This is a genomic window from Streptomyces hygroscopicus (assembly GCF_026168105.1).
Lineage (GTDB): Bacteria > Actinomycetota > Actinomycetes > Streptomycetales > Streptomycetaceae > Streptomyces > Streptomyces hygroscopicus_D.
On sequence record NZ_LBMW01000003.1, the window covers coordinates 124133 to 136188 of the forward strand.

General features: G+C 70.4%; 13 protein-coding genes. 3 read left to right on the top strand and 10 right to left on the bottom strand.

Annotation, left to right across the window (positions count from 1 at the left end):
* Positions 1-34 precede the first annotated feature (34 nt).
* Positions 35-838, top strand: a complete 804-nt coding sequence (locus AAW14_RS04470; protein ID WP_265560117.1) for an aspartate kinase — start codon at positions 35-37, stop codon at positions 836-838.
* A 229-nt stretch (positions 839-1067) separates the two neighbouring features.
* Here AAW14_RS04470 and AAW14_RS04475 read toward each other — a convergent pair whose 3' ends face one another.
* Positions 1068-1766: a hypothetical protein gene (locus AAW14_RS04475; RefSeq protein WP_265560118.1), complete on the bottom strand. Its 699-nt coding sequence runs from the start codon at positions 1764-1766 to the stop codon at positions 1068-1070.
* 694 nt (positions 1767-2460) lie between these two features.
* On the opposite strand from AAW14_RS04475, the gene AAW14_RS04480 reads away from it, so the two are divergent.
* A complete protein-coding gene (locus tag AAW14_RS04480) occupies positions 2461-3450 on the top strand; it encodes an aldo/keto reductase (protein WP_265560120.1) in 990 nt (329 codons plus the stop codon).
* 118 nt (positions 3451-3568) lie between these two features.
* Here AAW14_RS04480 and AAW14_RS04485 read toward each other — a convergent pair whose 3' ends face one another.
* The 6 genes from AAW14_RS04485 to AAW14_RS04510 form a co-directional block, all read right to left on the bottom strand.
* The gene (locus AAW14_RS04485) at positions 3569-3742 is read right to left on the bottom strand and encodes a CsbD family protein (protein WP_265560122.1); all 174 of its coding nucleotides are present in this window, start codon (positions 3740-3742) and stop codon (positions 3569-3571) included.
* 437 nt (positions 3743-4179) lie between these two features.
* Positions 4180-4743: a hypothetical protein gene (locus AAW14_RS04490; RefSeq protein ID WP_265560124.1), complete on the bottom strand. Its 564-nt coding sequence runs from the start codon at positions 4741-4743 to the stop codon at positions 4180-4182.
* Positions 4744-4957: 214 nt separating this feature from the next.
* A complete protein-coding gene (locus AAW14_RS04495) occupies positions 4958-5749 on the bottom strand; it encodes an SDR family NAD(P)-dependent oxidoreductase (RefSeq protein ID WP_265560126.1) in 792 nt (263 codons plus the stop codon).
* Positions 5750-5867: 118 nt separating this feature from the next.
* The gene (locus AAW14_RS04500; protein ID WP_265560129.1) at positions 5868-6482 is read right to left on the bottom strand and encodes a TetR/AcrR family transcriptional regulator; all 615 of its coding nucleotides are present in this window, start codon (positions 6480-6482) and stop codon (positions 5868-5870) included.
* Positions 6483-6574: 92 nt separating this feature from the next.
* Positions 6575-8065: an alpha/beta hydrolase gene (locus tag AAW14_RS04505; protein ID WP_265560131.1), complete on the bottom strand. Its 1491-nt coding sequence runs from the start codon at positions 8063-8065 to the stop codon at positions 6575-6577.
* A 134-nt stretch (positions 8066-8199) separates the two neighbouring features.
* On the bottom strand, positions 8200-8961 hold the full coding sequence (locus AAW14_RS04510; protein ID WP_265560133.1) for a class I SAM-dependent methyltransferase: 762 nt from the start codon (positions 8959-8961) through the stop codon (positions 8200-8202).
* A 136-nt stretch (positions 8962-9097) separates the two neighbouring features.
* On the opposite strand from AAW14_RS04510, the gene AAW14_RS04515 reads away from it, so the two are divergent.
* Positions 9098-9697 (top strand): TetR/AcrR family transcriptional regulator, encoded by a 600-nt coding sequence (locus AAW14_RS04515; RefSeq protein ID WP_265560135.1) that lies wholly within the window; start codon positions 9098-9100, stop codon positions 9695-9697.
* Between the two features lie 91 nt (positions 9698-9788).
* Here the strand turns inward: AAW14_RS04515 and AAW14_RS04520 are convergent, their stop codons facing one another.
* The 3 genes from AAW14_RS04520 to AAW14_RS04530 form a co-directional block, all read right to left on the bottom strand.
* A complete protein-coding gene (locus AAW14_RS04520) occupies positions 9789-10256 on the bottom strand; it encodes a hypothetical protein (RefSeq protein WP_265560137.1) in 468 nt (155 codons plus the stop codon).
* A gap of 318 nt (positions 10257-10574) precedes the next feature.
* Positions 10575-11000, bottom strand: coding sequence for a VOC family protein (locus AAW14_RS04525; protein ID WP_265560139.1), 426 nt, complete (start codon positions 10998-11000; stop codon positions 10575-10577).
* 162 nt (positions 11001-11162) lie between these two features.
* Positions 11163-11969, bottom strand: a complete 807-nt coding sequence (locus AAW14_RS04530; RefSeq protein WP_265560141.1) for an SGNH/GDSL hydrolase family protein — start codon at positions 11967-11969, stop codon at positions 11163-11165.
* Between the last annotated feature and the right edge of the window lie 87 nt (positions 11970-12056).

Genomic DNA, 12056 nt, shown 5'->3' on the forward strand with positions numbered 1-12056 from the left:
CCGCCCCTGGGCGGCCCGCCGAGAGGTGTCCCCGATGGCCCTCATCGTTCAGAAGTACGGCGGCTCCTCGGTCTGGAGCACCGATCGGATCAAGCACGCGGCCCGCCGCGTCGTCGCGGCACACACGGCCGGTCACGAGGTCGTCGTCGTGGTGTCCGCGATGGGCGACACCACCGACCGACTGCTGGGGATGGCCCGGGAGGTGGACCCCGTTCCACCGCCGCGCGAGCTGGACCTGCTGCTGGCATCGGGCGAACAGGTTTCCAACACCCTGACGGCCATGGCGATTCACGCGCTCGGCGCCCGCGCCTGTTCGCTCTCGGGCCCCCAAGCCGGCATCGTCACGACCTCGGTGCACGGCGAGGCCCATATCGTCGACGTCAGGCCCGAGCGCATACGCCGGCTCCTCGACCACGGTGCGATCGTGCTCGTGGCGGGCTTTCAGGGCGTCTGCCGGGAGACCGGTGAGGTCACCACCCTGGGCCGCGGCGGGTCCGACACCACGGCGATCGCCCTGGCCGCCGCCCTCAAGGCCGACGTGTGCGAGATCTACACCGACGTGGACGGCGTCTACACCGCCGATCCACGGCTCGTACCGACGGCGCGCCTGCTGCGTCACCTGACCTACGAGGAGATGTGGGAGCTGGCCGCCGCCGGGGCGAGGGTGCTGGCACTGCGCAGTGTGGAACACGCCTGGCGGTACGGGGTCACGGTGCATGTGCGCTCCGCCCAGGGCGACGGCCCCGGCACGGTGGTCTCCGACCGCCTGCGGGAGGTACGGGAGCCCGTACTGGTGGGTGCGGCGGCCCCCGCGGGCGCCGGGCCGGAAGTACCGTGAGTGGCTCGGCGGGTTGTCGGCAGGCCGAGCCGCCAAGGGGGCCGGGGCGGGGCAGCCGCCGGCCCTCTTGCATCGCGGGCGCGTCGCGCGCCGCGTCGTCAGCTGCCGAGCCGGGAGTGCAAGGGCTGCTCACCGCGTCCGGCGCCCATGCGGCGTTCGGCCCGCGCCTTGCGGAGCGGCTCCACGGCCTCGGTGTCCTTCTCCCGTTCCGCCTCCCGTCGCCGCGGGCTCAGCCGATGGTCCCCAGCCCGGTACCCGTCGGGCGCGAACCGACCCGGCCGTCCGCGGGCGGGCGGTGATCCCGCCAGGACTGATGGTGTTCCAGCCCGGACAGGCGCGCCGCCGCCCCGGCGTGGGCGTCGTCGGCCCGGACCCACGGGCCGTCCGCGGCCGCCGCGTCGGCCAGGGCCAGGGCCAGCTGTTCGATGCTGTTGTCCAGCGATTCGAGAAGCAGTTCGTCATGGCGGCGCAGTGCCCCGAGCAGGTCCATGGCCTTCTCGTCGTCGGCGAGAGCGGCGATGCTCTCCCCGGCACGGCAGGCTGCCCGTGCCTGGGCAGCGGCCCCGTACTCGCACTCGGTGGTCCTCAGCAGCTGGCGATCGGTGGCCGGGCGCGCGCCGCGCAGGATGCCGTCCGCGATCACCGCGCCGGCCTCCAGCGGGATCTGCACGGCACGGCCCAGACCGGACGCGAGCGTGCGGAAGATTTCGACGGTGTCGTACACCAGATGGCGCGGTCGGATGGCGCGGAGGTGGTCGTCGATACGGGCGATGTGCTCCTGGATGTCGGCGAGGTGGTGTTCCAGCGTCCGGCGGTGCGGACCGTGGGGGATGACGGCCATGTCCGCCCGGAACCGGTCGATGACCGCGGCGTGGGCACTTCGGGCGTCTTGCAGCGCAGGGATGAGCGCGTTCGTCGTCACTGTCATTGCCGTGCTTCCTTGTTTCCTTGTCGGAGAGTCTCTCGGGACGGCGGGTGGGGCGATCTGCCCGCGGAGCGGCTGCCCGGCATGGCTGGGCGGCCCCGGGACCAGGGTGTGCGAACAGGACGAAGATCGCCCGGCGGCCCCGTGCATCCCGGGCCGCCCCGACGCACACTTCCGGCGGAGCGAGCGGCGGGACTGCGACGCCCGACGACTCGGCTCTTCGCCAGGGGATGTCCGGCCCTTTCCGCCGGGCGCGTGACGCCTGGCACGGCACCTCGCCGCGTTGTGGAGACACCTGAGTACGCCCAGTACGCGGGGAGAACCTCCGCCTGCCGGTGCTTTCCGGCTACCGCCGGGGGGTGATCCCTGCACCGGACGCCGCGCACCGATCCGACGCGAACTTTCGGACTCCGCCTAGACCGACCGGGTGGCCGCTACGCCGACCGGTGGCGTCCGCCACGGACCGAAGCCGGTCAGGGCCCGGCGTCGGATCCGCGCTTCGCCGTGGAGTCCGCCCTTGACTTGGAGTGCACGCCAACTCCTAGCGTTCACGGCATGGCGTCACCGAGAGCGCGGTGTGGGCATCGGGATGCCGATTCCCTGGATCCGCTGCTCCATGGAGTGGGCGAGGGTCTGTGCGGGGGATCCGCGCCCCCCGTACGGAAAGTCGACATCGCAAGGAAAGGCTGGGACGAACATGAGGCAGCGCACGCTTCGAGACCTGGAAGTTTCGGCCATCGGCCTCGGCTGCATGGGCATGTCCGCCTTCTACGGCTCCGCCGACCAGGACGAGGGGGTCAAGACCATCCGCCGCGCTCTCGAGCTGGGTGTCAACTTCCTCGACACCGCGCAGCTCTACGGCCCGCTCACCAACGAGATGCTGGTCGGCGGCGCGATCAAGGGACATCGTGACGAGTACGTCATCGCGACGAAGTTCAACTACCGGATGGACAACGCCGTCCCGGGCGACATCAGTACGCTCGGACGGCAGGACGGCTCGGCGGAGCACGTACGCAGTTCGATCCACGGCTCGCTCAAACGCCTCGGTACCGACTACATCGACCTCTACTACCAGCACCGTGTCGACCCCGACGTGCCGATCGAGGAGACCGTGGGGGCGATGGCGGAGCTGGTCGCGGAGGGCAAGGTACGCCACATCGGTCTGAGTGAGGCCGGGGCGGAGACGATCCGCCGGGCGAACGCCGTACATCCCATCACGGCGGTGCAGACCGAGTACTCGCTGTGGACACGCGACCCGGAGTCCGAGGTACTGCCCACCTGCCGTGAGCTCGGGATCGGATTCGTGCCGTATTCCCCGCTGGGACGCGGCTTCCTCGCGGGCCGGTTCAACTCCCCGGACGAGCTCGACGAGGGGGACTTCCGGCGCAGCGGCCCCCGCTTCACCGGTGAGAACCTCCAGGCGAACCTCAGGCTCGCGGAGAAGGTGAAGGAGATCGCCAACGAGAAGGGCGTCACACCGGCGCAGCTCGCGATCGCCTGGGTACTGGCGCAGGGCGAGGACCTGGTCCCGATCCCGGGCACCAAGCGCCGCACCTACCTCGAGCAGAACGTCGGCGCGGTCGACGTCGAGCTGACCAAGGACGACCTCGCGCGCATCGACGCCGAACTCCCCGAGGCCGCCGGGGAGCGCTATGACGAGGCCGGGATGAGGTCCGTGGACCGGTAGGAGCGCGCTCTACGCATGTGAGGGCGCGGTCGGCGGTGTCCTGTGCGGCGGCCTGCCGGCACGGCAAAGGGCGGGGTCCCCGATCACCGATCGGGGACCCCGCCGCTTGCCGCGCGCGTCAGCGCTTGAAGGTGTCCTTGGTCTTCTCCTTCGCCTGGCGGGCGTCGCCCTTCGACTTCTCGGCCTGGCCCTCGGCGGTCAGCTTCTCGTTGCCCACCGCACGGCCGACGGTCTCCTTGGCCTTGCCCTTGGCCTGCTCCATCTTGGCCTTGGCCTTCTGGTCTCCAGCCACCGTTGTTCACTCCAAGTCGCGGTTGACGTCGATGTCACGACTCCGGGTGACCCCGCGCGTGGAACATAAACATGAATGCGTACGGATTAATCGAACAATTGCGCGCCTGATGCTGGGACCGCCAGGGCCCTACGGCGACACGGTCGCGGCGAGCGCCTTCCGGCGTTCCGGATCGGCCCCCGTCCCCGCTTCCTATGACGGTTGTCAGGAGGGGTGGCCGACACCGCGGGGCGGGTGCCGGGCGCCGCCAACCAGGCCGTGGAACGCCCGGCCATGGTGCTCAAGGCCGCGGCGGGGGAGTCCGACACCGCGATGCTGCGCGAAGGCCGGAAGTGCTCGCCGCGGCCATCGCTCGCGTCCGGCGCGCGGCGAGTCGCGTCGCAAGCGTCGGCCCGATTCCGTCGGGCCGGCGCTGCCATATGTGGTGAGCGGCGCGGTCACCACTCGTCGTGGTGACCGATCACCCGGAAGCTGCCCACGACGCCGTCGTCGCCGAACAGGCCTCCCTCGACGGTACGGGTCACGACGCCGTTGGTGGCGCCGAAGGGGCCGACCGTGGCGACCGGGGCGCCGTTGTCGCAGGTGAACCCGCGGAACACCTCAACGATCTTCCTGCTGTCGTTGAAGATGCTGAAGCTGCTGGAGCCCAGCCCGCTGGCTGCGACGATGCAGCCGTCCGTGGCGGCGGAGAATGTCCGCTCGTTGAATTCGATCCTTCCTTCGTCCCGCCGTTCGTAGCCGTGGCCGCCGCGCTCCCGGTCGTCCCGGTCGCGGTCGTTCCGGCCCTCGTCCCTCTTTCCGTTCGAGTCGCCGCCACTGACCGGAGCCGCGGCGGGGGCGGCCTGGCGGACGGGCGGGGCGGCATGCCGGACGGGTGCGGCCGCCTGCTGGTGGGACGGGGCGCTCTGAGATCCGGCGGTCGAGGCGTAGGTGATGCCGGTGGTGGCCAGAGCCGCCGCGCCTACTACGGCGGTGGCCACGGCAAAGGTACGCGTAGGCATGTCACTTCTTTCTGTCTCGCAGACGCCGGCTGGGCAGCCGACCCGCGATGAACCTACTGACATACCTTCATATCTGTCATATCGGACATGCTCGAAGTGTGATGACGGAGGGCCGGACGGGTGCAAAAGCGTTGGTCCCGGCGTGTCGTGACGATTTGCCTGATCGGCCTTCACGAGGAGCTCGCCGTGCAGGCCGTCATCGGACGGCCGCAGTTCATCGGCTCGACCGCTGTGCCGCCACGATCGCTTCCACGGTCTGGTCCGCTCCCGCCAGCCGCTGGACTCGTTCCGCGAACCCGGGGAAATGCGATGCGATCTTCGTAAGGAACTTCAGCTCGAGCGGCGCGACGTTGATCTCGGCGACATCGCGTTCGATCGCTCGCATCACGCCCTTGACGACCTGCTGCGGTGACACGGTTCGGGCGCCGCCGGGGGTCCGCGAGCCGGTGTCGGCGAACATCCCCAAGTCGCGGACAAAGCCGGGCTGAACGATCGAGACGCCCACGCCGGTGCCGTGCAGGTCCTGGCGGAAGGACAGCGAGAACCCGCGAAGCCCGAATTTCGTCGCGGTGTAGAGCGACGACGACTTGGTGGCTGCCATCCCTGACAACGACCCGACGAAGCAGATGTGCCCGCGCCCTGCCGCCACCATCCCCGGAGCCAGCAGCCGCGCGAGCATCGCGGGCGCGCGCAGGTTCACCGCGAGGGATCGGTCGATTTGCGCGGGCGTGTAGTCGAGCACCTCGCCGCTGGAGGGCAGGGCCGCGTTGGCGATGAGGATCTCCGTGCCTTCGGCCTCCTTGGCGAGGCGTAGCACATCGTCGGGGTCGGCGAGATCCGCGAGGATCGTCCGGGCGCCGTAGCGCTCCTCGAGCGGCTCCAACGCCTCGCGGCGCCGACCGGTGAGGACGAGGTCGGCACCGCGGGCGGACAGCTCGGCGGCGAGTGCCCCGCCGATGCCGCCGGTCACTCCGGTGAGCAGAACGGTCGCTCCGGCAATGTGCATGGCTACCCTCCGGTCTTGTTCGTTCGAACGAACAATAGGGAGGGTGTGGCCGCGTGTCCACAGGGAGCGTACGCCGACTGCTGTCCGCGGCAGAGGAGTTGGCGGACGGATCGCGCACTCAGCGTCGCGATGCCGGGGGACCGGCTGGCTCCTGCGCCGACTCGTCGGCAGCCCCCCGTGCCAGCAGCAGCAAAGCGTCCACCAGGTCGTCCGCCGCGCTGCCTGTCGCAAGGCGGCGGAGCTGAAGACCCATCACCACGGCGACGGTGGTGGCGGCGAGGCGTTCCGCGTTCGGGACGCCCAGGGCGGTGAGGATCTGGGCGGCGAGCCGGTCGTAGGCCTCGAACGCCTCCGACGCCGCCGCGCGCAACCGCTCGTCGCGCCCGGCCTGCACATACAGCTCGAACGGCGCGATATGTGTGCTGTCGAACGGCGTACCGCAGGCCACCTGCCCCGCCAGGGATGCCGCGGCCGCCATGTCGATGTCCTGGCTTCGGCATTGGTCGGCCAGTTCGGTGAAGTGGCGCGTCTCCTCGCGCACGAAGTGCAGCAGGCTTTCCCGCAGCAGATCGTGCTGGGTCTCGAAGTGGTACGTGACCGACCCGAGTGACACTCCGGCCTTCTTGGCGATACCCCGGTTGGTGACCGCCGCGACGCCGCCCTCCCCGATGATCTGCAGGACGGCTGCGATGATGCGCTGACGAGTCGGGGCGGAGCGGGCGGCATTGGGCATGCCGCTCATTGTTCCACCGGTGCCGCCGCCACTGATCACAGAGGCGAGACGGGGGATTCTCGTATCATCGCCGCTGTTCTCGAGAGGGCCGTCTACTCGCAGTAGGTGTCCCGGCCGGGCCGCTCACCGGTCGCCAGGAAGCGGGAGACGGTGCGGTCGCCGCATGTGTTCCCGTTCGCGAGGTAGGCATCGTGGCCGGTGGAGTTCACGGTCACCATGACGGCGCGCGCGCCGAACGCGTCGCGGAGCCGGAGCGCGCCGCTGAGCGGGGTGGCGGGGTCGCGTTCGTTCTGCACGAGCATGATGTTCGACGGCCCCTGGGGCGTGATCCGTACCGGCGCCTGCCTCGGCGGGTACGGCCAGGCGGCACAGGCCATGGCGTTGCGGGGCATTCCGGCGGTCAGCGGGTGGTTCTCCCGGCTCTCCGAGACCGCTTTGCGGTATGCGGCGGCCGACCTGGGCCATGCAATGTCGTTGCAGATCGTCGCTGCGCTGACCGCGGTGACGTTCTGCAGTACCGGCTCCGGCGGTGTGGCGGGCGCAGGCGGCACCGTGCCGCGCCGTGCGGCCAGCATCAGTTTCGCCAGGGTGGGGTAGCGGCTGGTCGCGTAGAGGCTGTCCAGCATGGTCTGACGCAGCACATTGCCGTTGAGCTCCTGGGGGTTGGCACCCGGCCAGGGGATCGGTTCGAGGTCCAGCCGCGCGGCGAGGTGCAGGAACAGCGGCCGCACCTCGGCCGCGGTCTCGGCCACCCGGTCAGGGTTCCCGGGCGCCGACGCCCATGCGGCGAACTCGGGGAAAGTGTCCTCGACGCCCTTCTCGTACCCGGCCAGCCAGGCACGCGCGACCCGGGTGGGGTCGGGATCGTCGTTGCTGTCCAGCACGATGCGATCGGTACGGGCGGGGAACAACTGGCTGTAGACGGCGCCGGTGTAGGTGCCGTACGAGACGCCCCACGCGGAGAGCCTGCGTTCGCCGAGCGCGGCGCGGATACGGTCGATGTCACGGGCCTCGTCGACCGTGCTGATGTGCCGGATCAGCTCACCGCCCCGGTGTGCGCAGGCCGTTGCGATCCTCCGGGCGATGACCAAGTTCTCCGCGATGGACCCGTCCGGGGCGGGCCACGGCCGCTGCTTGGAGACGGCGAGGTCGGCGTGGTCGAGGCCGCAGCCGACGGAGGTGGAGGGGACGAGCCCGCGCGGGGCGAAGCCGATCAGATCGTAGGCGTCCCGCACCTCCTGCGGCAGCTTCTGCCCTTTTCCCGACGGGTCGGCGAGGCTGGAGCCGCCGGGCCCGCCGGGGATGAGCAGCAGCGCGCCGCGTCGGACCGCCGGCTTCTCGCTGGGAATGCGGGAGACGGCGACTTCGATCTTCCGGCCGCCGGGGTCCGTGTAGTCCATGGGTACCTCGACGGTCGCGCACTGCTGCCGTGGATCGATCCCGCTGCCTTCGCACGCGTTCCAGTGCAGTGAGGGGGCCCCGGAGTCGGCCGCGGATGGTGATGCGCTCAGTGGGGCGGCGAGAGTGAGGAGGGCGGCGGAGACGGTGAGCCAGGCGGCTGTCGAGTGGCTGGTCTGCTTCATGTGCAGGAGCCTCGCGGATCAAGCCCGTCCGTCCCATCCGGCCAACGTCCGTGTGCGCACGGGGGTTTACCCCCCTCGGCACCTGAGGGCCCCTCCTTGGAACCCCGGGGTGACTGCATGGGCCTGACTTGGCGTCAGGCAGCGGCGGTGTGTGCCGCGGTGACCACGACGGTCGTGTAACGCATCGTGAACCTGCCCCCCGTCGCGTCGATCACGGCCCCCACTCCCGCCAGCAGCTCTGCCAGCTTGCCCGGCGGGTACTGGACGGCATCGCCTCCCGTGGGCATCTGGTCCAGCCACTCGTCGCGGGTGTAGACCCGTTCCCAGCCGAACTGCTGCCGTTGCGGGTCACCGAACGCGCCCACCCGTCGTATCCCGTCGGCCGTCCTGGTGAGCACCCTCGAGTACGCATCGAGTGGGGACGTCGTCCAGGGTTTGAGCGGCGCTTCGGGCACGACCCGGTGATAGACGGCGGAGAAGGCCTCCGCGATCTCGGGCGAAGGCTCGAAGACGTTCCAGAAGACGGCCAGCCTGCCGCCCGGCCGAAGCACCTGAGCGGCCTTGGCCGCGCCGGCCGTCGGGTCCACCCAGTGCCAGGTCTGCCCGGAGGCGACCGTGTCGAAGGACCGGCCGGCGGGCTCCCAGGCTTCGAACGCCGCCACCTCGACCTCGAGTCCGCTGCGCCGCGCGAACCCGGCCATGCGTGCGTCGACATCGACGCCCAGCACGCTGCAGCCGGCCGCCTGGAACTGCCGGGCCGCTATGCCGGTTCCGACGCCGACGTCGAGGACGTCGGGCCCGGGACTGGCGCCGACGATCGCGTCGACCATGGCGTCGGGGTAGCGGGGCCGGGCCCGGTCGTAGCGTTCGGGGTCCGCGCCGAACGACTCCGCCATCAGTCGCTGGTGATGAGGCTCGTCTCCGGACGAAGGGAGGCGCTCAGGGTCTATAGTGGGCATGTGCCCACTATCGTGGGCACATGCCCACTCGTCAACCGGCGGGCCGGCCGAGGCAAGACGGAGGAGACCCACGGTGCCGACGGGAGTAGCCATCCGTGATGTGCGTGAGCAGCTGTTCGAAGCTGCCGAGCGCGTCCTGCTCCGGGACGGGCCGAGCGCGCTGACCAGCCGGGCGGTCACCACGGAGGCGGGCTGTGCCAAGGGGGTCCTGCACCGGCACTTCGCCGATTTCGATGCCTTCCTCGCCGAGCTCGTACTGGACCGCGTCGCCCGGATCGACGATCAGGCCGCCGCCCTGCGCGACTCCGCCGGCACCGGCACCGTCGCCGGAAACATCACCGTGGCGCTGATGGACCTCTTCGGGACGGTTGCCGTGGCGATCGTCGGCCTGGTCACCTCCCGGGACGGTCTGCGTGCCCGGCTGCGCCGGGCCAGGCCGACCGGTGTCCCCGTTCTGACGGAAGCCGCGGTCATGATCGCCTCGTATCTGACGGCCGAGCGCGACCTGGGCCGGGTCGTGGCCGAGGCCGATGTCGACACGCTCGCCCCCACGCTGATCGGAGCCGGGCACCTGCTTTTCGCCGACCGGACCGCAGCCCCGCCGGAGCCCGAAGCCGTCCGTAAGGTCGTGACCACGGTCATCGCCGGCGTCGTGCACGACCCGGGGACCTGACCGGGGCGCTGACGGGCGGAGCCCGGACTGCTCGATCAGTTCCACAGGGGCTGGACTACGCGTTCAGTTCCACACGGGCTGGACCACGCGATCAGTTCCACAGTGGGTAGGTCACCACTCGCTGGAACCCGTCCGGCCTCCCGCTGGTGTAGACGAGGCGCATCTGCGTGTAGTGCTGCAGCGTCGGCTGCTTCTTCCAGGGTTGCGGGTGGTCGAGCCGCACGATGACGGGGTACGAGTGGAACTTGCCCGCCGCGCAGTACGGCTTGCAGTCGTTCACGACGTTGAAGCCCTGGGCCGTCGCCGATGTCGCACCCCAGTGCGACCAATGCAGCGAGGTGAGGAGACTGTTGCCGTCGCCGCAGGCGATCATGAAGTTCTGCGGGTGTACCTGCGGGTGCCAGAGACAGTCGACGAGCACGGGACGCCCGACCTGCTGTTTCACGGTGTGCCCGGCCGCGGGGGATGCCGCCGGGGCGGCGGAGGCCGTGCCCATCGCAGCCGTGAGCGAGGCAGTGGCACAGAGCATGACCGTCGTACTCACCGTGTGTCGCCGCATGTCCGCTCCCGTCCGTGTGTCCCCGGACCTATGTGCCCCGCGCCCGCCCGTTCGTACCGTCCTCGCGGGGGCGTTGCATCTGTAATGACGCTACGACCGCGTCAGGGGTTGCACCACTCGTAGGGAGCAATGCGCGTCCGGAGCGCGGGGGGCATTCCTGCCCCGGCCGCGGCCTGGGCGCTGATCACCGGCGGGCGCTGTGCCGGACGTGCGGCGAGATTCCGAGCCACCAGTCGGCGGCCGAGCGTAGGGAGTACGGGGTGTCCGGTCGGGTGCTGAGCCCGTCGTCCCGGCCGAAGCCGACGCTCGGCCAGGCCTTCAGACGATCGGCTCGTGGATGCCGAGCAGGTTCCCTTCGCTGTCCCGGAACCAGGCACCGCGTTCACTGCGCGCGCCCTTGCTCGGATAGTTCCCGGCGATCTCGGCGATCCCGTCCCTCGTGCGCAGCCCCGGCACGTCGACCTCTTCGAACACCACACCGCGCCGCCCGAGTTCCGACACAACGGCCTCGATGTCGTCGACCTGCCATGCCATCTGGGTGAAGGTGCCGGGAGAGGTCCCCGTCGACTGGAAGAGTACGAACTCCGCGCCTCCGCATCGGTACAGCAGTCCACCGGGCCGCTCGTCGACGGCCTCCAGACCGAGGAATTCGGAGTAGAAGCGCCGGGCCCGGTCCAGGCTCCGAGCCGGAAGCCTGGTTGCCACGCGCGCCCCGGCCAGATCCATCCTGTCCTGTGCGTCCATGGTCCCACTGTGCCCTGAGCCGTGGCCGGACGGCTCGAGACGGGCATCGGCGTTGCGGGGGCAGGGTGCGGGCGACGGGCGTACGGGCCCGCGTTCCGGCCGCCCGCCGGATGCCCTCCGAGCACGGTCCACTCGGTTCCTGCGGTAAGCCCGAGGCGGCGTTCACTCTGCGCGGTTGAAGACGGGAAGGTAGCCGCGGGACTGCCCGAGTGCCGTGGGGTGGTACGACTCGGTCAGGGCCAGCAGGTCCACGCTGCGCAGCCAGGGACTGCCGGAGCAGATCTCGTGCCCGGAGAAGGCGGTCCTGACGTCGGCGAACGTGTACCCGTGGTCGGCGGCGCGCTTCGCGATCACGGTGTTGAGGTGGTCGACGGCGTTGTTGATGGCGGACCGCGCGGTGTCCGGGAGTCCCGCCCTGCAGGTGCCGTTGAGCTTGTACAGGCGCGGATAGCCGAGAACCACGACGTGGGCGGCGGGGGCCTTCCTTCTGATGGCCGTGTAGAGACGGTCCAGGTTGCGCGGGAGGGACCGGTCCATGTACGAGCGAGCCTCGGCGACGGCGGAGAGGCATTTGCTGTTGCCCCGCAGCACACAGGTCGTCATGACGCCGGAGAAACCGGCGTCGCTACCGCCGGCGGTGATGCTGACCAGGCCGGTACGGGTGCTGAGCGGGCCGAGCTGGCCGGAGACGACATCGCTCGTGCGAGCACCGTTGCACGCGGTGAAGCTGAACGACGACCGTGAATGGGCCGAGGCCCACAGGGCGGGATACGACCTGCTGCTGCGCATGCAGCTGACGCTGCCGAAGTAGCTGCCGGCTCCGACCCCGGCGGAATAGGAGTCCCCGAGGGCCACGTAGCCCGTGGCCGATGCCTGCGGGGCCGCCTGCGCCGTCGCGGTACCCGTGAGCGTGCACGCGACCGCGAGGAGGAGGGAGGACACGGATGCCGCGATTCGGGACTGTCTCATGACTCTCCCTTAGCACGGCGCATCCGCCCCGTCCGCCATCGCCATCGCCTGGTGCCGCACCGTGTTGAGAAACGAACACGGCCATGC

Bases quoted from the DNA above. Each gene is read 5' to 3' on its own strand.
- AAW14_RS04470 (WP_265560117.1), top strand. From the start codon at position 35: ATGGCCCTCATCGTTCAGAAGTACGGCGGCTCCTCGGTCTGGAGCACC.
- AAW14_RS04475 (WP_265560118.1), bottom strand. From the start codon at position 1,766: ATGACAGTGACGACGAACGCGCTCATCCCTGCGCTGCAAGACGCCCGA.
- AAW14_RS04480 (WP_265560120.1), top strand. From the start codon at position 2,461: ATGAGGCAGCGCACGCTTCGAGACCTGGAAGTTTCGGCCATCGGCCTC.
- AAW14_RS04490 (WP_265560124.1), bottom strand. From the start codon at position 4,743: ATGCCTACGCGTACCTTTGCCGTGGCCACCGCCGTAGTAGGCGCGGCG.
- AAW14_RS04495 (WP_265560126.1), bottom strand. From the start codon at position 5,749: ATGCACATTGCCGGAGCGACCGTTCTGCTCACCGGAGTGACCGGCGGC.
- AAW14_RS04500 (WP_265560129.1), bottom strand. From the start codon at position 6,482: ATGCCCAATGCCGCCCGCTCCGCCCCGACTCGTCAGCGCATCATCGCA.
- AAW14_RS04505 (WP_265560131.1), bottom strand. From the start codon at position 8,065: ATGAAGCAGACCAGCCACTCGACAGCCGCCTGGCTCACCGTCTCCGCC.
- AAW14_RS04510 (WP_265560133.1), bottom strand. From the start codon at position 8,961: ATGGCGGAGTCGTTCGGCGCGGACCCCGAACGCTACGACCGGGCCCGG.
- AAW14_RS04520 (WP_265560137.1), bottom strand. From the start codon at position 10,256: ATGCGGCGACACACGGTGAGTACGACGGTCATGCTCTGTGCCACTGCC.
- AAW14_RS04525 (WP_265560139.1), bottom strand. From the start codon at position 11,000: ATGGACGCACAGGACAGGATGGATCTGGCCGGGGCGCGCGTGGCAACC.
- AAW14_RS04530 (WP_265560141.1), bottom strand. From the start codon at position 11,969: ATGAGACAGTCCCGAATCGCGGCATCCGTGTCCTCCCTCCTCCTCGCG.